The following is a 20998-nucleotide window of genomic DNA, read 5'->3' as shown; positions in this document are numbered from 1 at the left end:
CGCCTTTTTCACAAGCGTGATCAAAGTGTTTCGCGGTAACATCGGGTAAAAAAATTCCTTGCACTTTTACAGGTTTGTCCTTGGTTGTATGAACCCACGCAACTAGGTTGCGGCTCTATACCCAGCGTGACTTACGCGCCAAGGGAAGAATGACAAGGCAACAGGCTATGGCTGAACAAGATCCGCGCTATGTCAGCGTGACTCCAATGAAAAATGAGGGGCCATTTGTACTGGAATGGGTTGCTCATAACCGCGCGATTGGTGTTGATAAGATTGTCGTTATGACCAATGACTGTACTGATGGCACGGATGCATTGCTACAGCGCTTGGATGATCTCGGCATTCTGAAACACGTAGACAATAATTCAGGTAAACAAAGCAGCCCGCAAAAGCGTGCGTATAGAAAATTTCTAACTATGGACTTCGCCCAGCCAAATGATTGGGTCATCGTCATCGACGCGGATGAAATGATAAATGTTAAGACTGGTGATAATACTCTGCGTGCTTTGACCGATGCCATTCCGGACGCAAAAACAATTTCAATGACTTGGCGTTTGTTTGGGAATGCCGGAAAAGTTGGTTATGAAGACCGGTTCCTCTCGGATCAGTTTCGGCGCGCAGCGGCTGAAAACACAAAGCGTCCTGCCCAAGCTTGGGGGTTCAAAACAATGTTCAAGCGCGGGCTGTGGGACAGGTTGGGTGTGCATCGACCACATCGGGCAACGGTCGAGACTATGGAAGAATGCCATTGGTACAACGGGTCAGGGCAGTTGATGCCAGATCGCTATTTTACTAAAAGCTGGCGGTCGATGGGGGATTCCGTTGGGTATGATCTGGTTCAGGTAAATCACTATGCTCTAAAATCCTGCGAAAGCTATCTGGTCAAAAAGATGCGGGGTCGCGCGCATCACCTTGGCGATAGCTTGGGCATGAAATACTGGGACATGATGAACCAGAACGCAGAAGAGGATGGCTCGATCGACGCCACCCTGGACCGCAAACGCGGATATTTTTACGAAATGCTCTCTGACCCCGAGGTTGCGCGCTTGCATCATGCGTCCTGCGATTTGCACCGCCAACAGATCGGGCAATTGCGCGACCTGCCCGAGATGCAGGACCTCATGCAGCAGATGACCGCAGGTTTCTCGGCCAGCCAGCAGGCATGACGCAGCACAGTTCGGGGACAGGAGCTAGGTAATGCTTTGGCTGCACATGGGGATGCCCAAAACCGGCACGACTGCCTTGCAGGGATTTCTGCGCCGGAAACATTCGGTCATGAACGAGATCGGCCTGCATTATATGGAAACTGGCCGACGCCGGCTGGATGGCGGCACACGTCTGGCGATAAGTCACAACATCGTCGCCTTTCACATCAACCAGAGCGCTGATCCGATGGATCCGTTTCGGTCTGCCATGACCACTGAATACGACGCGCATGCGGATCAGAACTGTGTTGTCTCTTCCGAGATGTTCTATGGCTGCAATCTGAACCGGCTGGCCGAGGTTTTTGCTGATATCCCCTCGCGTGGATTGACGATCACTTACTATTGCCGCCGGTATTCCGATTTCTTCGAGGCTGATTACAAACAGCGGGCCAAGGCAGGGCGGCTGTCCAACGGCGGGACAGAATACATCCGCCAGCAACTTGATCTTATCCGCAATCACCCGGAACGGTTGAGCTTTTCTGCCAAGCTGGCCGAAATCCGCACTGCCTTTCCCGGCGTCACCGTTGCTCCGCTTTTATACGAACGCGCGGGCATGGTGCGGGGGAATGTAGTCGATGACTTCCTGTCTCGGATCGGTACGCCATTGGCTGAGGAAGTTTCAGCAGGAGCCGTGTCCAACCCGTCGCAATCCCGCGCGGCGAGCGAAGCTTTTGGTGTCATCTCCCGTGCGCTGGGGCGTAAGAAGAGCCGCCAGTTACGCCGGATATTTGTCGATGATCCTGTCATGGTGCGCCGGAATGATGTGCTGGAACCAGATGAGCGCGCTTGGCTGGACGAATTCCTAGCCAAGCAGGATACCGCCTTTCAGCAAGAGTTCTTTCCCGACCTGCCCGAACTGTTCACCCCGACAAAGCTAAGCGATGAGGACAAGACGTTCCGCCGGGATACGCCCGAAGAGTATGAGGCGTTGCGTAAAGCCTCTGAGATTGTGTTTCGGTTGGCTTTGGACAACTGATCGTTATTCCTGAACGGCGATTTCCTGGCGCTGTTTTCCGGTCGTCTTGTCAAAAATCAGGATTCGGTTGTCATCGGTCACGACCGCGTACCAGTTGCTGCCGATCGTTACAGCCTGTGCTTTGGCCCCGTCCGGAAGCTCGATTTGATCGGGCAGGGTGGGAGTTCTGTCCGATAGTCGGATGACAATCAGTGCGAATGTCACTAGAACCCCGCCAATCATCACCGCGGTCAGCAGCATGACCATGCGCCGCAGCAAGCGAAGCTGCGGTGTTTCCTGCGGTTCTTGGGGTTCGGAAGGGACAGTCATGGGCACCCGCCAGATTGAATTTCAGATCGCGGCCGATCCGCCGCCACGCCTTGATAAGGCGCTTTCGCGGGATGTACCAGCGGATGAAAACCTGTCGCGCACTCGTCTGACCCGTCTGATCGAGAACGGCGAGGTGACAATCGACGGTGTCGAAGTTCGGGACCCCAAGGCCAAGGTAACCGAAGGCGCCTCGGTGTCGATCTCCGTCGCCGAAGCAGAAGAAAGCCACATAGGTCCCGAAGATATCCCGCTGAACGTCGTCTATGAGGACGCGGACCTGATCGTCATCAACAAACCGGCAGGCATGGTCGTTCACCCTGCGCCGGGCTCGCCCAACGGAACGCTGGTCAATGCGTTGCTGCATCATTGTGGCGAGGACCTGTCAGGTGTGGGGGGCGTCAAACGCCCTGGCATCGTGCACCGCATCGACAAAGAAACCAGCGGCTTGCTGGTGGTCGCCAAGTCTGACGCGGCCCATCACGGGTTGGCGGCGCAGTTCGAGGCGCATAGCGTCGAACGCTATTACCGCGCGATTTGCTACGGCGTGCCGGATGCGAATGATCCACGTTTGCGAGGCATTAAGGGTGTCAGCTTTGAACCGGGCAATATCATGCGCCTGACCACGCAATTGGCGCGGCACAAAAACGACCGGCAGAAACAAGCGGTTCTGTTCCACGGTGGTCGGCATGCGGTAACTCGGGCGCGGTTGGTCGAGACATTTGGCAACCCGGCAGGCATCGCGCTGATTGAATGTTGGCTGGAAACCGGCCGAACGCACCAGATCCGTGTCCATATGGCCCATGCCGGGCATGGGCTGGTTGGCGATCCGGTGTATGGGGGTAAACGCAAGCTTGCGGCGAAAGCCTTCAATCCGGCCGCTGCCGAGGCTGTGCGCAGTTTTTCGCGACAGGCGTTGCATGCCGCAGTTATAGGCTTTGAGCACCCTGTGACAGGTGAAAACCTTCGGTTTGAGGCCGATTTGCCAAAAGACATGGAATTTCTGATTGAACAACTGCGCGCGCCGCTGACATAATACGCAAACATACGTGAGTAACGCGTTCTTAGCTTTCCTTTATCAATCGTTAATTTCAAACTGTTACCAGTACCTCTTGAATGGATCGGGACTTATTCCCATATCCCATGTTAACGAAGTAAACATTTGTCGGAGGGACATGAATCATGGCAAATTACGCAAATCTCCCCGCGCCGACGCCCGAGGGCGGCCTGAACCGCTATATGCAGGAAATTCGCAAATTTCCGCTGCTTGAGCCGGAAGAAGAGTACATGCTCGCCAAGCGTTGGGTCGAAGAGCAAGACACTGAAGCTGCACATAAAATGGTCACGTCGCACCTGCGATTGGCGGCCAAGATTGCTATGGGCTATCGCGGCTATGGCCTGCCACAGGCCGAGGTGATTTCCGAGGCCAATGTGGGCCTGATGCAGGCGGTCAAAAAGTTTGATCCGGAAAAAGGTTTCCGGCTGGCGACCTATGCAATGTGGTGGATTCGTGCCTCGATCCAGGAATACGTTCTGCGGTCGTGGTCGATGGTCAAGCTGGGCACCACATCGGCACAGAAAAAGCTGTTCTTTAACCTTCGCAAGGCCAAGGCCCGTATTGGTGCGCTGGAAGAAGGCGACCTGCGTCCTGAAAACGTCAAGCGGATCGCTACTGATCTGGGCGTGACCGAAGCTGAAGTCATCAGCATGAACCGCCGGATGTCTGGTGGTGATGCCTCGCTGAACGCGACCGTCGGGTCCGAAGGCGAAGGTACCATGCAATGGCAGGACTGGCTTGAGGACGAAGATGCCGATCAGGCGGGCGATTACGAAGCCCGCGACGAGCTTGACGCCCGACGCGAGCTTCTGGCCGCTGCGCTGGATGTCCTGAATGACCGGGAAAAGGACATCCTGACTCAGCGCCGTCTGATGGATCAGCCTGTCACACTGGAAGAGCTCAGCACCCAGTACAATGTCAGCCGCGAGCGTATTCGTCAGATCGAGGTTCGTGCCTTCGAGAAGCTGCAGAAAAAGATGCGCGAACTGGCTCGTGAAAAGGGCATGCTGGGTACTGTTTGACCCAATTGGTTCAGCCCGCCACAACGGCGGGCTGATTTTCTTTAGGCGAAAATAAAGCTGTCTTCGGTCAGATGTCCGGCTCCAACACCCGTAAGGACAATACTGTCCCCGTCCCCTAGTTCGATGGTGGTCTGGAAGAAGCCACCCGATATATCATCCTCGATATCTTCAAACCCGGCGATGCCTTCGTAGCCGGACAAGTCAATCTTGTCCTTTCCGACCCGGAAGTCGACGATCCAATCATCGCCATCCCCGTTTTCAATGACAAACATGTCTTTGCCACGTCCGCCGAACATGATGTCATCATCGGCTCCACCGTCGATCACATCGGCCCCTCTGCCGCCGAATATCGTATCTTCGCCTTCATCACCGCGCAGAATGTCTTTGCCACGACCGCCAAAGATCACGTCGTGTCCAGCGCCTCCAAGCGCGACATCATTGCCTCGGCCAGTATTGATGACATCATTTCCGCCACCACCATGAACGAAGTCCTGACCGCGCCCGGTAAAGTAGAACTCGTCCGAGTCGTCGCCGAGGATGAAATCGGTGTTCTTCTGACCCAGAATGTCCGTAACCGATACAGGCAGAAGGACTCCGTTTAGGGCGTGAATGATCCCGTTTGTGGCTTCAATATCGGTTTGGATGATACCCGGATCGGCGATGCCGTCATCCGCATCGCCCAGACTTGGTGGGGCGCTTTGAAGGTTCAATTCAACTGACGAACCCTGCAACGTTTCGATCTGCGCGCCGTCGCCCAGGCCGGCAACGGCAGCCAGGTCGAATTCCCCGTTCACCACGTGGTATTTCAGAACCTCTGTCAGCAGGGGGATAGGATCCCCTCCGCCCAACAGAGTCAGCGCCTTGACGATGTGCCCCAACGCGCCTGCTTCGTCCGAACCTGCATAGCCCAATGCCTGGGCAAGTCCGATAAAGGCGGCGTCGGTCGGGGCGAATACCGTAAGGCTGGCCTCGGGGTCATCCAGTACCCCAGCAAGGCCGGCGGCAACAACGGCCTCGCGCAGGATGTCAAAATCTCCGTTGTTGTCATCGAACGAGCCGACGGCTCCGCTCATCAACACGGTTCCGGTAATTGTCTCTGTCGGTGTTGGCATGTCTGGCAATCTCCCACCCAGTTGGTCACAACATCAATCCCGGGTGCTTTGAACGGACAATGCCGACTACCCGGTGACATAGTTGCTACGGCGCAGACAATGAAACGGATCAAGAAATTCTCAGGTTTGCGTGCGTTAATGGGCGGAAAACACCACGAACCCCCTGACTTTAAAGCGATTCCCTGATAGAGACGGCACAAGCTAACAAAGGATGAGGCGGCGGTATGCAGCAACCTGTTCAATGGGGCGTTCTGGGCGCCGCAAAATTCGCACGACAGTTCATGTCGCCGGCAATTCACGCGGCGGACGGGGCCCGGTTGGCAGGTCTTGCCACGTCGGACGCAGCCAAGGCTGAGCCGTTCCAGCAGTACTGCCCTGATCTGACGGTTTATGGCAGCTATGACGCCCTTTTGGCGGATCCCAAAATCGACGCGGTCTATATCCCGCTGCCCAACCACCTGCATGTCGAATGGAGCCTCAAGGCACTGGATGCCGGCAAGCATGTTCTGTGTGAAAAGCCCATGGCCATGTCCGCGCCCGAGTTTGAAGCGCTGATCGAAAAGAGGGATCAGACCGGTTTGCTGGCGGCCGAAGCGTACATGATCGTGCACCACCCGCAGTGGCAATTCGTACGGCAACTGATCGCGGATGGGGCGATCGGAAAGCTTGTGCATGTGACCGGCGCGTTCAGTTTTGACAATCGGGCGGACACCGGCAACATCCGAAACCGGGCCGAAACCGGCGGCGGTGGGCTGCGTGACATCGGCGTCTACGTGATTGGAAGCGCCCGGTTCGCCACTGGGCAAGAACCAGTTTCGGTGCAATCCGCGATCCGCTGGGAAGATGGCATTGATGCCTTCACCGAGATACGCGCGCAATTCCCCGATTTTACCTATTCAAGCTACGTCTCGATCCGGATGCACCCGCATCAGGAAATGGTGTTCCATGGCGAGGGTGGCGTGATCCGCCTGACCGCGCCTTTCAATGCGCGTGTTTTTGGTGAGGCACGGGTGGAACTGCATCGTCCGGGTCTTGAGGTTCAGGTCACGCGGTTCCCGGGCGACGATCACTACAAGCTTCAGGTCGAGGCGTTTTGCCAATCAGTCCGCGACGGGTCTGATTACCCATGCCCGTTGGAATTCTCGCGCGGAACGCAGGCAATGATTGACAGGGTGTTTGAGGGCGCGGTCGCCCTCTGACTTGCCACGCAGCGCTCGGCTGGACTAATCTGGCTGTCACCTGATCAGGAGGGAGACCATGGCAGGCGGTTGGGCGCGTGATGGCGCGGTGAGCGAACAGATTGAAGCGTCCATTACGGACGAACTGGCCCGGATGCAGGCGCAAAAGCGGCCTGTCGGGGAAAGCCGGACCCATTGCGCCGAATGTGAAGAGCCGATTCCAGAAAAGCGGCGAGCTGCCATTCCCGGTGTTAAACTCTGCCTGGATTGCCAGCAGGATCGGGACGGGGCCTTCAAGGGCCGTTCCGGCATCAATCGGCGCGGTTCTAAAGACAGTCAGTTGAAGTAAGCGGGGCACAAGGATGCCCGACACCAAAGAGAAGCAGCCACTCTTGCAAAACGGGCTGGTTCTTGGGTTTCTTGCGGCTTTCCTGTGGGGCACGCACAGCGTCATAGTCCGCTACCTGACCAGCGATCTGGGAGGGCTGCAAATTGCGGTAACGCGCCTGTTCATCGCAGCCATCGCCATCTATTGCATGCTGCGCGTGATGCGGGTCGCTGTTTCAATCCGGTTGAATGACTGGAACTTTCGGCTGGCCGTTCTGTCCACTGTGGTCAACTACATCCTGTTCCACATCGGGCTTGAACATACCGGTGCAGCCAATGCCATGGTTCTTGAGAACACGGCGCCGTTCTTTGTGCTGATCTTCTTGTATTTCTTTGCCGACACGCCCGTTACGCGCACAGACATACTTGCTACGGGGTTGGCGATTTTCGGCGTCTTCCTAACGGTTTATCAGGATTTCCAAGGCGGTGGAGAGCCCCTGTTCGGGGACTTGCTTGAAATCGGCGCAGGGCTAAGCTGGGCGGTTTTCCTAATCTCGAGCAGCCGGGCGATGCGAAATTCTGAAACGACCGGAGAACGTCTGAACTTCCTATTTGGGATATTCTTGTGCTCGGGTGTGCTTTTGGTCCCGCTGGCGGCATTTTCACTGCAGATACCTGCAGCCAACGATGTCGTGTTCCTGATTTTGTTGGGGGTGCTGCCGACCGCTTTGGCCTACTACCTGTGGTACGAGGCCGCCGCGCGGGTCTCGACGTTGACCGCGACCTTGATGTTCGCCGCATCCGTGGTGTTCACGTTCATCAACTCAGCCCTGTTTCTGGGGGCCGCAATCACGCCGGTCGCGGCCCTAGGGGCTGTGTTGATTGTGGTCGCCATTTTCCTGACGACCAAAAGCCAGAAGTGACTAGTTTTCCATCGCTTCCAGCTCGTCGATAAAGCCGGAAATCATCGACAGACCCTTGTCCCAGAATTTGGGATCGCTTGCATCCAATCCGAACGGGGCCAACAGTTCCTTGTGGTGTTTGGACCCGCCTGCACGCAGCATTTCGAAATACTTGTCCTCGAACCCGTCCGCACCGCTTTCGTAGACCGAGTATAGCGCGTTCACCAAACCGTCACCGAACGCATAGGCGTAGACGTAGAACGGTGAATGGACGAAGTGCGGGATATAAGCCCAGAAGGTCTCGTACCCATCCATGAATTCAAATGCGGGCCCAAGGCTTTCGGCCTGAACGCTCATCCACAAAGCGTTGATGTCATCCGGGGTCAGCTCGCCCTCGCGACGGGCGGCGTGCAGTTTGCATTCAAAATCGTAAAAGGCGATCTGACGTACGACCGTGTTAATCATATCCTCGACCTTGCCGGCCAGCAGCACCTTGCGCTGTTCCGGAGTTTCGGCCTTGTCCAACATCTTGCGGAAGGTCAGCATTTCACCAAAGACCGAAGCCGTTTCTGCCAACGTCAGTGGGGTAGAAGACAGCATCTCGCCCTGATCGGCCGCCAGTACCTGATGGACGCCGTGCCCCAACTCATGCGCCAGTGTCATCACGTCGCGCGGTTTGCCGAGGTAGTTGAGCATCACATAGGGGTGAAGCTCGGTGACGGTTGGGTGCGCAAATGCGCCCGGAGCTTTACCGGGCTTCACGGCCGCGTCGATCCAACCCTTCGAGAAAAACGGAGCCGCGATTTCACCCATTCGGGGATCGAAGGCAGTATAGGCGTCCATGACCGTCTTCTCTGCTTCGTCCCAATCAACGATGCGCGTGTCTTCCATCGGAAGCGGTGCGTTGCGGTCCCAAACCTGCATTTTGTCCAGGCCCAGCCATTTGCGTTTCAGCTCGTAGTAGCGATGGCTGAGCTTGGGGTAGGCGGCCACAACCGCCTCGCGCAGAGCCTCAACGACCTCGGGTTCCACGTCATTGGACAGGTGGCGACCGGTTTGCGCGGTCGGCATGTTGCGCCAGCGGTCGACGATTTCCTTTTCCTTGGCCTGTGTGTTGTGGACGCGGGCAAAGGTTTTGACGTTGTCCTGAAACACGCTGGCCAACTCACGCGCAGCTGCTTCGCGTTTGGCGCGGTCCTGCTCTGTCAGAAAGTTCAGGGTGCCTTCAATGTTTAGCTCTTCGCCGTCTACGGTGAAAGTCAGCCCGGCAATGGTTTCGTCAAAAAGACGCTCCCACGCGTCGCCAACAACGCCGAGGTCGTGCAGGAATTTCTCAAGCTCGTCAGATAGTTGGTAGGGTTTCATCGCGCGGATTCGGCGGAAGACCGGCTCGTACCGCGCCAGATCGGCATTCACATCGAAATGCGCCTTCAGGACATCATCGTCGATGCGGTTGATCTCAAGCGTGAAGAACACCAGCGGGGTGGTGAAGATGGTGATCTTTTCCTGCATGTCGGACAGGAACTTGGCACGCTCGGCATCTGTGGTCAGCTGATAGTAGCGCAGGCCGGCAAACGACATGATGCGCCCGGCGATTGAATTGATCTTCTCATTGCGCTCGACGCAGGTCAGCAGACCCGCAGCATCCAGATCAGCCAGCTTACCCCCGTAGTCTTCGGCAAACGAGGCGCATTCCTTTTCCAACCAGTCCAGATCGCGGGACAGTTCGGGCGCGTCCTCTGAGGTGTAGAGATCGGTCAGATCCCATTCCGGCAGGTTGCCCAGATTGCCGGCACCTCCGGCAGCATTTGCGTCTCGGACGGGAAAGGGAAGGTCGCGCATGGATCACCTCGATAATAGCTTTCGCCAACATCTAGGCGCGCGAGACGGGGATCACAAGCGGTGCGTGATCAGACTTCGGAAGACAGAACCGGTTCCGGCACCGCGTCAGTTTGCGCGGCTTTGAAATGAGCGGCCAACTGGTCAAAGACCGGCCCGCGCACGTCGGGCGCTTCCATCAGAACTTCGTGCTCGCCATCCGGGATTTCGACCAAAGTGCCACTGGGCCAGTTCGCCATGCGGGCGCGGATAGCCTTGCGATCGACAATCTGTTCATGGCTGCCCAGAAAGGTAAGACACGGCGTATCCGGTGCGGTCTGGTCCATCAACCAGACGCATTCATCCAACGCTTCGCGCAGCCAGATTGTCGAAGGCGCGCCAAGCGCCAGCTCGGGCTGTGCAGCCAGTTGATCTTTCATCATCTGGAACATGTCCGGATCGCGGGTCAGTACATTACCCTCGAACGGTTGGGAGGCCACATAGCTTTCCAAGGATGTGGTCGGTGGTGTTTTTTCCCCCAACCCGATCCTAGGCCCCCAATAGGCTGTCAGACGGCTGAGCGGTTTCATGATTGGGGTAAAGAAAATGCCCCACATCGGCCCGGTAAAGGCACAGGCGGCAAAGCAGTTCTTTTCCAAAGCCGCGCGCATACCGATTGCCCCGCCCATGGAATGTCCGATCACGAACCAAGGCTTCGGCAGGTTCAGTTCGGTTGCCAGGTCCAGCGTGGCCTGAACGTCTTGTTGATAGTCCGTGAACTGCTCGACATGCCCGACGCGCGGGTCATCCAGTAACCGGTCGGCCAGGCCCTGGCCGCGCCAGTCGACGGCCAGAAAGGCAAAGCCGCGATCCGTAAACTCAGCCGCGCAATTGCCGTACTTTTCGATATATTCGGTGCGGCCGGGAAACATCATTACCGTGCCGCAGGTATCGCCTTCGGGCAGCCAGTGGCCCACCCGAATGCGTGTGTTGTCCGCTGTGTTCAGCCAATGAGCCTGACCACCGGCGGGGACGCCGGCCATGTCTGCAAAGAAAGGGGCCGGCGACAGGTCCATCAGGCTAGCGCCGATGCCAGTTGCATGGCAACGCCCATGTCACCGTCCACGGTCAGCTTGCCTGACATGAACGCGCCGGTAGGGTTCAATTCACCGCTGAGTATTTGTTCGAACGTGTCCGCATCGGCGTTCATGGTGACGTCTGTTTCTTCGTCACTGACGCGCGCGCCGCTTGCGTCCAGAACGATTGAGCCCAGATCTGCGATGGCAAATTTTGCCGACGCGGTAAAATCGCCGCCCGACAGTTTTTCGTTCAACGCGGCTGCCGCTTTTTCCAGAGTGTCGCTCATGATTCTCCTCACTATGTTTGTGCGCCGGGAATGGACATCCGCGGGCGCAGCGCTACACTGAACGTTGTTATGAGCATTGCAAGCACCAATCTCAAAGGTATCGTCGCGGCAACAGCGCTTCTAGTCACGTTTTCCATTCCTTCTTTCGCCCAAACGGCGGATTCCAAGGATGAGGAACAACTATTGCTGCAACTGTCGGAGGCGACCCCCGAACAGGCGATGAACATAGATCGTCAGCTCAAGGCGCTGTGGGCGCAGTCTGGCTCGGCTTCGGCGGATCTGTTGCTTGAGCGCGGGCGCGAGGCGCTAGAAGATGGCGACTCTCTGGCCGCGATCCAGCATCTGACTGCGCTGACTGATCACGCGCCACAATTCGCCGAAGCCTGGCACGTGCGGGCCTCGGCCTTTTTCGGGATCGAACGTTTCGGTATGGCTGCGGCTGATCTGGAATACGCCTTGACGCTGAACCCCAACAACTACGAGGCTATCTACGGATTGGGACTGATTTTTGAGATCGTCGATCGACCCGACAAAGCGCTGGACGCTTATGAGCGTGCTTTAGCTATACATCCCCATCACGAAGAAGTAACCAATGCCGTGAATCGACTGAAGCCCCGGGTCGAGGGCTCGGCCCTCTAACAAGCTGGGGCAGGGGGCAAAGGTGAGCGGGTCATCCCGAATCGTGGCCGTACTGGGCCCGACCAACACAGGTAAAACCCATTACGCGATTGAGCGGATGCTGGGGCACCGGACAGGTGTGATCGGCCTGCCGCTGCGTCTGCTGGCACGCGAAGTCTATGACAAGATCGTCGCGATCCGCGGACCGTCGGTCGTTGCCCTTGTAACGGGTGAAGAGCGGATCGTTCCGCCGCGTGCTAAATACTGGGTCTGCACTGTTGAGGCGATGCCCGAAGGTATGGGCGCAGATTTCGTAGCCATCGACGAAATCCAGCTGTGTGCAGATCCCGAGCGTGGACATGTTTTCACCGACCGTCTGCTGCGTTCGCGCGGAACTAACGAGACGCTGTTTCTGGGCTCTGACACTTTGCGCGGACCGATTGCAGCATTGGTGCCCGAAGCGCAGTTCATTCGCCGTGAACGAATGTCTCAGCTAGTTTATTCCGGTTCGAAAAAGATCAGCCGCATGCCCGCACGCAGCGCCATTGTCGGGTTTTCGGTCGATAACGTCTACGCCATTGCCGAGCTGCTGCGCCGCCAAAAGGGTGGGGCCGCCGTAGTCATGGGCGCGCTTAGCCCGCGCACCCGAAATGCGCAGGTCGAGCTGTATCAAAACGGTGAGGTGGACTACCTCGTTGCAACTGACGCCATTGGGATGGGTTTGAATCTTGATGTGAACCACGTGGCGTTTTCGTCGCTGACCAAATTCGACGGTCGTAGGATGCGCCACCTGGCCCCCAATGAACTGGCGCAGATCGCAGGTCGGGCAGGGCGCGGGATGTCTGATGGTACGTTTGGCGTGACGGGTGAGGCTCCACCGCTGGACGACGGGGTCGCGCAGGCGATCATGGACAGCCGGTTCACGCCGATGAAAAAGCTGAATTGGCGGAATGCCGCTTTGCGGTTTGGCTCGGTTGAGGCCCTCATCGACTCGTTGGAAGTCAGTCCAGACAGCGAACATCTGATCAAGGCCCGACCCGCAGACGACCTGAACGCTCTGAAATCGCTGTCTCAGGAGGCCGAGGTCATCGCCCGCGCCAGCGATGGGCCGTCCGTCCGATTGCTGTGGGATGTGTGTCGAATCCCCGATTTTCGCGGTATCAGCCACGCAGAACACGCCAGCCTGCTTGAGGTGATCTATGGTCATCTGCATGAACGCGGCGCTATCCCTGACGAGTTCATGGCGCGGCAAATCCGCCGCATCGACAAAACAGATGGGGATATTGATGCACTGTCCAAAAGGTTGGCATATATTCGCACCTGGACATATGTTGCGCAACGAAACGGATGGGTGCGTGACGAATCACATTGGCGCGCGGAAACGCGCATTGTAGAAGACAGGCTGTCGGACGCTCTGCATGATCGTTTGACTCAGAGATTTGTGGACCGGCGCACGTCAGTGTTGTTGCGCCGGCTCAAACAGAAGGAGGCCCTTTTGGCCGAAGTAAATGACAAGGGTGAAGTGACCGTCGAAGGAGAATTCGTCGGTCGTCTGGAAGGGTTCCGGTTTACCCCGGACAAAAGCGCACAGGGAACCGAGGCGAAAGCTCTCAAATCGGCCTCTCTGCAAGCTCTCGCACCGCAATTCCATCTGCGTGCAGACCGCTTCTACAACGCGCCCGATACCGAAATTGATTTTACCGATCAGGGTGGCCTGATGTGGGGTGAGTATGCTGTTGGCAAGCTGGTTGCCGGGGCAGAACCCCTCAGGCCGATGGTCGAGGTTTTTGTGGATGAGGCTGCAGGCCCTGAAGTCGAACAGAAAGTGCAGCGTCGTCTGCAGCATTTCATCGACCGTAAGGTGGCCGCCCTGTTCGAGCCGCTGCTGAACCTGTCGCGCGACGAAGAGCTGTCAGGTCTGGCCAAAGGGTTCGCCTTCCGCATGGTTGAAGGGCTAGGCGTTCTGCCGCGCGCCGGTGTTGCGCAAGAGGTCAAAGATCTGGATCAGGACGCACGTGGTGCGCTGCGTAAGCACGGCATCCGGTTTGGTCAGTTCACCATCTTCATGCCGCTGCTACTGAAACCTGCGCCGACGCGCTTGCGTTTGGTGCTGTGGGCGCTGGCCGGTGGATTGCAGGAATTCCCTGACGCGCCGCCTCCGGGTCTGGTCACTGTTCCGGTCGCTAAAGGCGCGCCCGAGGGCTACGATACCATGTGCGGTTACCGCGATGCCGGCGAGCGTTCGATCCGTATCGACATGCTGGAACGTCTGGCAGACATGCTGCGTGCCGAAGACAGCCGGGGTGGTTTCGAGGCCAAGCCCGATATGCTGTCGATCACCGGCATGACGCTTGAGCAGTTCGCGGATCTGATGCAAGGGCTGGGCTATAAGGCCGAGCGCGGTGAGCGTGAAAAGGTGAAAGCTGCACCGGTCGAGGCCGAAAAGCCTGCGACCGATGTGATGGAACAACCCGCCGCCGAAGAAACCCCGGCACCCGACGCAGAAGTCGAAGAGGTCGTCGCGACCGCCGAGGCGCCAGCCGAGGTCACCGAAAGCACCGAGGCGGTAGCCGAGGCTCCGGCAACCGAACTCGCCTCAGATGAGACCGAAGTTGAAGTGTTTTACACTTTCACCTGGGGTCGTCAGCGCCCGGCGAACCGTGCTCCGCGCCGCGAACAGCGGCAAGGACAGGGGCCGGGCAAAGGCAAGCCGCGCGGCAAACCGCAGGATGGTCGCGGCAAGCCTCAGGGCAAGAAGGGTGGCAAACCGCAAGGTGGCAAGACGTTCTCATCTCGTCCGCCCCGGAAAGAAAAGGCGATCGATCCCGATAACCCGTTTGCAGCAGCGCTTATGGGTTTGAAGGACGGCAACTGATCTGCGATGGCCGAGGCCAAACTGCGGATCGACAAGTGGTTGTGGCAGGCGCGGTTCTTCAAGACCCGCAGCCTGGCCGCCAAACAGGTCAGCGGCGGCCATGTCCGATTGAACGGAAACCGGGTTCTGAAACCGGCACAGGCCGTCGGGCCCGGTGACGTTCTGACCTTCCCCCAAGGCCGTATCGTGCGCGTAGTACGCGTCGAAGCAGTGGGGGAACGGCGTGGCCCGGCGACCGAGGCACAAACGTTATACTTCGATATGACGGAAAAGAAGGACGTGCCTCCTAAGAATCCGGGATTTGAGGGAAGGGGTCGTCCAACAAAGAAAGATAGGCGCGCGCTTGATCTTTCTCGCCCCCGGGATGGTTGATCCTACCTTGAAGAGAAGGCCAGACTGAATTAGCTAGACGCCCAAACCGAGAATGGGAATCCCACAATGACCTATGTCGTCACCGAAAACTGCATTGGCTGCAAATACACCGACTGCGTCGAAGTGTGTCCGGTGGACTGTTTTTACGAAGGTGAGAACACATTGGTCATTCACCCCGACGAATGCATCGATTGTGGTGTGTGCGAACCCGAATGCCCTGCGGACGCCATTCGTCCCGACACTGAGCCTGGAATGGAACAGTGGGTCGAGTTCAACCGGAAGTTCTCGGAGCAGTGGCCGGTTATCGTGACCAAGAAAGACCCCTTGCCCGAAGCGGAAGAGCGTGACGGCGAAGAGGGCAAGATGGAGAAGTATTTCTCTGAAGCGCCCGGCGAAGGCGGCTAAGCGATTCGGTAACTGAACCGGGTAGTTTGAATAACGGTCTACTGCTGTATCGCTCTGAAAAATCTGGGGTTTCTTCACCATTGTGGGGACCGGACTTTCGGGCGTCGCAATTTTGTGATATACTCAGAAACTGAATGATGAATGAGATGGGGATGACTCCGTAAGTATGTACGCTTTGGAGTTCTGATTTTTTGACAAACTTACCGCCTGACCGGGCCTGATATTGGCACGGTTTGGGGTCTTTTGTTGTCTCTGCCTTTCTCTCGTAACCAAGGATGAACCTGTATGTCTAAGTCGAAAAAGCTTGAGTTCCGCCCGAACGATTATGTTGTCTACCCCGCCCATGGTGTGGGCCAGATCATTTCGATCGAAGAGCAGGAAGTCGCGGGATACTCGCTCGAGCTGTTCGTCATTTCTTTTGAAAAAGACAAGATGACCCTGCGGGTGCCGACCAACAAGGTTACCGAATCCGGCCTGCGGTCCCTCAGCTCGCCTGACGTTATCAGCCAGGCGATGAGAACGCTGAAGGGTAAGGCCAAGGTTAAACGTGCGATGTGGTCACGCCGGGCGCAGGAATATGAACAAAAGATCAATTCCGGTGATCTGATCTCGATCGCCGAGGTTGTGCGCGATCTGCACCGCACTGACGACCAGCGCGAACAGAGCTATTCTGAACGTCAGCTATACGAAGCCGCGCTGGAACGCCTGACCCGAGAAGTCGCGGCTGTGTCCGGCGCAGGTGAAGTGTCGGCGGCCAAGCAGATTGATGAGGTTCTGACCTCGCGCGCGGCCGCGGCTGCCTGATCGCTTCTCCAGTCAATTTTCTGGCCGCTCCCGAAAGGGGGCGGCTTTTTCGCGTTGATGGCTTGGTGAAAGCTCAGTTTACGGCTAATTTTCCAGCTAGAAGAGGCGCGTAGACAGTGAACCTAAAACAGACAGTTAAATATCTATATATCGGCCACGACCCCATTTCCGTCTGGTTTCGCTATGGCTTGATCCTGTTTGACGCGATCACCATCGTTTTCTTTGTCGCCACGGCAAATGGCGAACACGGCACGGGATTCACCGTTGCCAGCCTGATCATCGGGTTCTTCATCGTGCTGGATTTTTCGGCGCGGATGTGGATTTCAAAGGATCGCTTGAAGCTGTTGCGCCAAGTCTACACGATGGCCGACATTGTTGTGATCGTCTCGTTGTTTCTTGATCTGTTTCTACCTTGGAATCTGGCGTTCCTGCGTATCTTACGAGCGCTACGCCTGATCCATTCCTATCACCTGCTAAGGGATCTGCGGCGGGACAGCGATTTTTTCCGGACGCATGAGGACGCAGTGATCGCGGCGATCAACCTGTTGGTGTTCGTGTTCGCCACGTCCACCGCTGTTCTGGTGTTCTTCATCCCGGAAAACAGCCCGCACGCCTATATCGATGCGCTTTACTTCACCATGGCAACCCTGACGACCACCGGGTTCGGAGACATCACGCTGGCGACCCCGGGGGGTAAACTGTTTTCGGTCTTCATCATGATCGTCGGGGTGGCGTTGTTTGTCCGGTTGGCGCAGGCGATTTTCATGCCGCAGAAAGTACGCCACAAATGCTCTACCTGTGGCCTGTACCGTCACGATCCTGACGCGGTTCACTGCAAGCATTGCGGCGAAACCCTGAGGATCGAAACAGGCGGGACGACTTAGATCGTTGCAACCAATGCCAAAAGGAACGCAAGCTCTGCCAGTTGCTGCGAGGCACCAAGGACGTCCCCCGTTTGTCCATTGATTTTGGTCTTGGCGACAAGTGCCAAGATTCCAACGTTCAGCGCGGAAAATACCGTTGCCATCAGCGCGCTTGGTCCAATCAGCAGCAGCGATAAGACGACCGCAAGGCCAAAGCCTGTCGCCGCTGTCTCGGCCTTTGGGCCGCCGACGGAATGGCTCAACCCGCTGTTTCTGGCGTTGGGTAAAGCTGCCATGAGGATGGGCATGACTGCGCGTGAGACGATGCAGGCCGCCAGAATACCCGCAAATGTGTTGGCCGATAGAAGCGTCGCGATCAGCGCGACGCGCAGTAATTGAGTGAAGATCAGCGTCAGAACGCCGTAAGCACCGGCATGGCTGTCCTTCATGATTTCCAGACGGCGTTCGGTGGTGAACCCGCCCCAAAACCCGTCAACTGTGTCCGCAAGCCCGTCTTCGTGCATCGCGCCTGTGGCGATCACCAGTACCGCCACAAGTAAAACGGCGCTGGCGAATGCGGGCAGGCCGAATGCACCTGCCGTCCAACCGACGGCACAGGCCAACGCCCCGACGACCAGCCCCACCAGAGGAAAGGCCCAGGCCGCATTGGCTTGCCGCGCAAACAGATATTCCGGCAGGCGCGGCATCGGCAGTCGCGTCAATAGGACCAGCGACAGCGGAAAATCCCACGCGGAAAACAGTTTGGTGTCGTTTTTGTTCACTCCCGCGCCTTTCGGGGTCTTGTTGGATCGGACGCTTCGGTTAAACACACAGGACCACTCTGATGCAACGAGGCTTTGGATGCTGCCGGAATTAAAAGACCTGAATACCCTTCGCGAGGTCCTGAGTAACGCTCCGGGACCGGATGGCAATGCGCTGCAAGGTGCTGCCGAACGCAACGGACAACTGACCAAACCCCCCGGCGCATTGGGCCGGCTTGAGGATTTGGCGATTTGGTATGCGGGCTGGCGTGGGGATGCCCAGCCGCAGATCTCTGCCCCTCAGGTCATCGTATTTGCGGGCAATCATGGCGTCACAGCACAAGGCGTCTCGGCCTTTCCGCCGGAAGTGACCGTTCAGATGGTCATGAACTTTGAACATGGCGGCGCGGCGATCAATCAGTTGGCCAAGGCGGCGGGCGCGACGATGAATGTGCACGCGCTGGATCTGGATCGACCGACCGCGGATTTCACCTCAGGTCCCGCGATGTCCGAAGAAGAATTGCTTGAGGCCCTGCGCGTGGGCTGGACCGCCGTGGACCACAATGCCGATTTGCTTGTGGTTGGCGAGATGGGCATCGGCAACACGACCCCGGCGGCTGCCATCGCATGCGCTTTGTTCGGTGGCGACGCCGCAGACTGGACTGGGCGTGGCACTGGGGTAGACGATACCGGTTTGGCCAACAAAACGCGCGTCGTGGCCGAAGGCATCGCCTTGCATGGCGGGTCGGGTGACGGGTTGGAAATCCTGCGCCGTCTGGGCGGGCGTGAAATCGCGGCCATGGCCGGGGCCATCGCCGCTGCGCGTGCCTTGCGTATCCCGGTTATTCTTGACGGCTTTATCTGCTCGGCGGCTGCGGCCTGTCTGGCAAACATGTCCGAGGGTGCATTGGATCACACGGTTGCTGGCCACCAAAGTGCCGAAGGCGCGCACGCAGCGGTATTGGCCAAGCTGGGCAAAGAGCCATTGTTGAGCCTTGGATTGCGTTTGGGCGAAGGCTCGGGCGGGGCGCTGGCGATCAACATACTTAAAAGCGCGGTCTCGTGCCATTCCGACATGGCGACATTTGCCGAAGCGGGTGTTTCGGACGGCTGATCAAACCGCCTGATCCGGCAGGGCCGGGTCAGGCTGATTTCTTTGCGTGTTTCTCGGCCAGTTCCAGCAGCTCGGTTTCCAGGTCTTTTTCAAGCTGCCGCGCCCGCTCGATGTACTTTTTGTTATCAGCGGTTGGCATTCCGGGAATCCACAGCTCTGCCAGATCACGCACAGACGCGCGGTCGTGGTGATAGAATGTCTGCTCGGCCTGAGCCGCCTCGTATTCGCTCAGACCTACGTTTTCCAGGACATAGCGACCTGCCCGTAGTGATCCATCAAACATCTCGCGGACAATGTCGTTCGCTCCGGCCTGATACAATTGGTAGACATGGGTGCGATCACGCGCACGGGCCACGATGTGCAAATCCGGGCGTTGACGCCGGGCAAAGCCGACCAAACGTGTGACTTGCTTCGGGTCATCCATCGCAGCCACCAGCACGGTTGCCTTTTCAAGCCCCGCGGCGCGCAGCAATTCTGGCCGCGTGGGATCACCCAGAAATCCTTTGACACCAAAACGACGCATCAACTGGATTGTCTCAATATCGTGGTCCAGCACGACCGTCTTGAACCCGCTGGCTTGGACCAATCGGTTCACGATCTGACCAAAGCGCCCAATGCCGGCGATAATGACCGGGCCTTTTTCGTCGATCTCATCGGGCTCGGCCTCGGGGACGCCATCACCCATACGGCGCGACAGCAGATCGAAGATGATGAACAGCAGCGGGGTGATCAGCATTGTCAGGGCGATGATCATCAGCAGTTTTTGCGACAAATCCGGTGGGATGACGTTTTGCTGCGTTGAAAAGGCCAACAGCACAAAGCCGAATTCGCCTGCCTGCGCCAATCCCAATGTGAACAACCAGTGATCCCGACCACGCAACCGGAACGCGCGACCGACCAAATACAGGATGATGCCCTTCGCCAGTATCACCAGTAGTGCCAGACCGATCAAGTCCAGTGGGTCGTTGAAGAAATAGCCAACGTCAATCCCGGCGCCGACAGTGATAAAGAACAGCCCCAGGAAAAGTCCCTTGAACGGTTCTAGGTCGCTTTCCATTTCGTGGCGGAATTCTGAGCTTGCCAGAACAACACCCGCCAGAAACGCGCCCAGAGCAGGGGAGAGTCCGACTAGTGTCATCAGGAAGGAAATGCCCACGACGATCATCAGCGCCAGCGCCGTATACATTTCGCGCAGCCTAGTGGCGTGGATGAACCTGAACAGTGGACGCGTCAGGTAGATGCCAGCCAGAATGACGAAGGCAACTGCGCCGATGGTGACCAGCGTAACGGCCCAGCCGGGCAGGCCCTCGACAAGTGACAAGCTATGATGTCCGGCATCATGGAGCGCATCCGCGCCGCGGTCGATTGAGCCGTCGCTTTCGATATGAGGCATTGCAGGCAACGCCAAAAGCGGCAGCATCGCCAAAATGGGAATGACCGCGATGTCCTGCGTCAGCAGCACTGAGAACGTCGCCCGACCTCCATTTGTCTGCATCAGCCCCTTTTCCGACAACGTTTGCAGCACAATCGCTGTGGATGACAGAGATAAGGTTAATCCGACGGCTAGTGCGACCGACCAAGGGTGATTTGCATATATGGCAACTGCAGCGATGACTGCGGTGGACAGCAACACCTGCAGACCGCCTAGTCCCAGAAGCCTGTCGCGCATGTCCCACAAGGCGCGCGGCTCAAGCTCGAGCCCGATCAGAAACAGCATCATGACCACACCGAATTCGGCCACGTGCTGCAGGCTTTCGGTCTCGGCCCCCACAAGCCCGAAGACAGGGCCAATGACAATGCCAGCGGCCAGATAACCCAGAACTGAACCCAACCCCAGACGTGCCGACAAGGGCACTGCTATCACGGCGGCAGCCAGATAGATTGAAGCCTGGTAAAGGAAATCGTCCATGTTTGTCC

21 protein-coding genes are annotated in these 20998 nt (G+C 57.4%); 14 read left to right on the top strand and 7 right to left on the bottom strand.

The genetic code is table 11. From position 1 onward, the window contains the following. Window positions 1-167: 167 nt before the first annotated feature. Both DHN12_RS03560 and DHN12_RS03555 read left to right on the top strand, forming a co-directional pair. Window positions 168-1166, top strand: coding sequence for a glycosyltransferase family 2 protein (locus DHN12_RS03560; RefSeq protein ID WP_108858889.1), 999 nt, complete (start codon window positions 168-170; stop codon window positions 1164-1166). A 31-nt stretch (window positions 1167-1197) separates the two neighbouring features. After that, entirely contained in the window at window positions 1198-2181 is a 984-nt protein-coding gene (locus tag DHN12_RS03555; RefSeq protein ID WP_108858888.1) for a hypothetical protein, read from the top strand. Between the two features lie 3 nt (window positions 2182-2184). On the opposite strand, the gene DHN12_RS03550 is transcribed toward DHN12_RS03555, so the two are convergent. Continuing rightward, window positions 2185-2490 carry a DUF6476 family protein gene (locus tag DHN12_RS03550; protein WP_058277654.1) on the bottom strand — a complete coding sequence of 102 codons (306 nt, stop codon included), beginning with the start codon at window positions 2488-2490 and terminating at the stop codon, window positions 2185-2187. Here DHN12_RS03550 and DHN12_RS03545 point away from each other — a divergent pair. Together DHN12_RS03545 and rpoH are read left to right on the top strand one after the other, a co-directional pair. Further along, window positions 2489-3523, top strand: coding sequence for an RluA family pseudouridine synthase (locus DHN12_RS03545; protein WP_108858887.1), 1035 nt, complete (start codon window positions 2489-2491; stop codon window positions 3521-3523). The genes DHN12_RS03550 and DHN12_RS03545 overlap by 2 nt on opposite strands. Before the next feature lie 146 nt (window positions 3524-3669). After that, window positions 3670-4566 (top strand): RNA polymerase sigma factor RpoH, encoded by an 897-nt coding sequence (rpoH, locus tag DHN12_RS03540; RefSeq protein ID WP_058273882.1) that lies wholly within the window; start codon window positions 3670-3672, stop codon window positions 4564-4566. 41 nt (window positions 4567-4607) lie between these two features. Here the strand turns inward: rpoH and DHN12_RS03535 are convergent, their stop codons facing one another. Next, a complete protein-coding gene (locus DHN12_RS03535; protein ID WP_108858886.1) occupies window positions 4608-5678 on the bottom strand; it encodes a fasciclin domain-containing protein in 1071 nt (356 codons plus the stop codon). Between the two features lie 224 nt (window positions 5679-5902). On the opposite strand from DHN12_RS03535, the gene DHN12_RS03530 reads away from it, so the two are divergent. From DHN12_RS03530 to DHN12_RS03520, 3 genes are read left to right on the top strand one after another with little or no spacing between them, the layout of a single operon-like run. Next, the gene (locus tag DHN12_RS03530; protein ID WP_108858885.1) at window positions 5903-6877 is read left to right on the top strand and encodes a Gfo/Idh/MocA family protein; all 975 of its coding nucleotides are present in this window, start codon (window positions 5903-5905) and stop codon (window positions 6875-6877) included. Window positions 6878-6935: 58 nt separating this feature from the next. After that, window positions 6936-7205: a DksA/TraR family C4-type zinc finger protein gene (locus DHN12_RS03525; protein WP_108858884.1), complete on the top strand. Its 270-nt coding sequence runs from the start codon at window positions 6936-6938 to the stop codon at window positions 7203-7205. Window positions 7206-7218: 13 nt separating this feature from the next. After that, window positions 7219-8106: a DMT family transporter gene (locus tag DHN12_RS03520; protein WP_108858883.1), complete on the top strand. Its 888-nt coding sequence runs from the start codon at window positions 7219-7221 to the stop codon at window positions 8104-8106. On the opposite strand, the gene DHN12_RS03515 is transcribed toward DHN12_RS03520, so the two are convergent. From DHN12_RS03515 to DHN12_RS03505, 3 genes are all read right to left on the bottom strand, one after another. Continuing rightward, window positions 8107-9927: a M3 family oligoendopeptidase gene (locus tag DHN12_RS03515; protein WP_108858882.1), complete on the bottom strand. Its 1821-nt coding sequence runs from the start codon at window positions 9925-9927 to the stop codon at window positions 8107-8109. 68 nt (window positions 9928-9995) lie between these two features. Then, the gene (locus DHN12_RS03510; protein ID WP_108858881.1) at window positions 9996-10979 is read right to left on the bottom strand and encodes an alpha/beta fold hydrolase; all 984 of its coding nucleotides are present in this window, start codon (window positions 10977-10979) and stop codon (window positions 9996-9998) included. Beyond that, entirely contained in the window at window positions 10979-11269 is a 291-nt protein-coding gene (locus tag DHN12_RS03505; protein ID WP_058273875.1) for an SCP2 sterol-binding domain-containing protein, read from the bottom strand. The genes DHN12_RS03510 and DHN12_RS03505 overlap by 1 nt, the downstream gene beginning before the upstream one ends. Window positions 11270-11338: 69 nt before the next feature. Here DHN12_RS03505 and DHN12_RS03500 point away from each other — a divergent pair, with 69 nt between their 5' ends. The 6 genes from DHN12_RS03500 (at window position 11339) to DHN12_RS03475 (ending at window position 17227) form a co-directional block, all read left to right on the top strand. Next, window positions 11339-11908: a tetratricopeptide repeat protein gene (locus DHN12_RS03500; RefSeq protein ID WP_233494683.1), complete on the top strand. Its 570-nt coding sequence runs from the start codon at window positions 11339-11341 to the stop codon at window positions 11906-11908. 22 nt (window positions 11909-11930) lie between these two features. Then, window positions 11931-14762: a helicase-related protein gene (locus tag DHN12_RS03495; protein ID WP_108858879.1), complete on the top strand. Its 2832-nt coding sequence runs from the start codon at window positions 11931-11933 to the stop codon at window positions 14760-14762. Between the two features lie 6 nt (window positions 14763-14768). After that, the gene (locus DHN12_RS03490) at window positions 14769-15134 is read left to right on the top strand and encodes an RNA-binding S4 domain-containing protein (RefSeq protein WP_108858878.1); all 366 of its coding nucleotides are present in this window, start codon (window positions 14769-14771) and stop codon (window positions 15132-15134) included. A gap of 66 nt (window positions 15135-15200) precedes the next feature. Continuing rightward, window positions 15201-15539: a ferredoxin FdxA gene (fdxA, locus tag DHN12_RS03485; RefSeq protein WP_058273871.1), complete on the top strand. Its 339-nt coding sequence runs from the start codon at window positions 15201-15203 to the stop codon at window positions 15537-15539. 285 nt (window positions 15540-15824) lie between these two features. Further along, window positions 15825-16343, top strand: coding sequence for a CarD family transcriptional regulator (locus DHN12_RS03480; RefSeq protein WP_058277666.1), 519 nt, complete (start codon window positions 15825-15827; stop codon window positions 16341-16343). 116 nt (window positions 16344-16459) lie between these two features. Then, complete coding sequence (locus DHN12_RS03475) at window positions 16460-17227, top strand: potassium channel family protein (protein WP_108858877.1); 768 nt, start codon at window positions 16460-16462, stop codon at window positions 17225-17227. Here DHN12_RS03475 and cobS read toward each other — a convergent pair. Continuing rightward, window positions 17224-17988 (bottom strand): adenosylcobinamide-GDP ribazoletransferase, encoded by a 765-nt coding sequence (gene cobS / locus DHN12_RS03470; RefSeq protein ID WP_108859103.1) that lies wholly within the window; start codon window positions 17986-17988, stop codon window positions 17224-17226. The genes DHN12_RS03475 and cobS overlap by 4 nt on opposite strands. A 79-nt stretch (window positions 17989-18067) precedes the next feature. Here cobS and cobT point away from each other — a divergent pair, with 79 nt between their 5' ends. Further along, a complete protein-coding gene (cobT, locus tag DHN12_RS03465) occupies window positions 18068-19081 on the top strand; it encodes a nicotinate-nucleotide--dimethylbenzimidazole phosphoribosyltransferase (protein WP_108858876.1) in 1014 nt (337 codons plus the stop codon). A gap of 28 nt (window positions 19082-19109) precedes the next feature. Here cobT and DHN12_RS03460 read toward each other — a convergent pair whose 3' ends face one another. Then, entirely contained in the window at window positions 19110-20990 is a 1881-nt protein-coding gene (locus DHN12_RS03460; RefSeq protein ID WP_108858875.1) for a monovalent cation:proton antiporter-2 (CPA2) family protein, read from the bottom strand. Window positions 20991-20998: the final 8 nt, after the last annotated feature.

Origin of the sequence: Ruegeria sp. Alg231-54, from assembly GCF_900143525.1 — a bacterium.
Taxonomy (GTDB): Bacteria; Pseudomonadota; Alphaproteobacteria; order Rhodobacterales; family Rhodobacteraceae; genus Ruegeria.
This window is presented reverse-complemented; position numbering and strand designations above follow the sequence as displayed.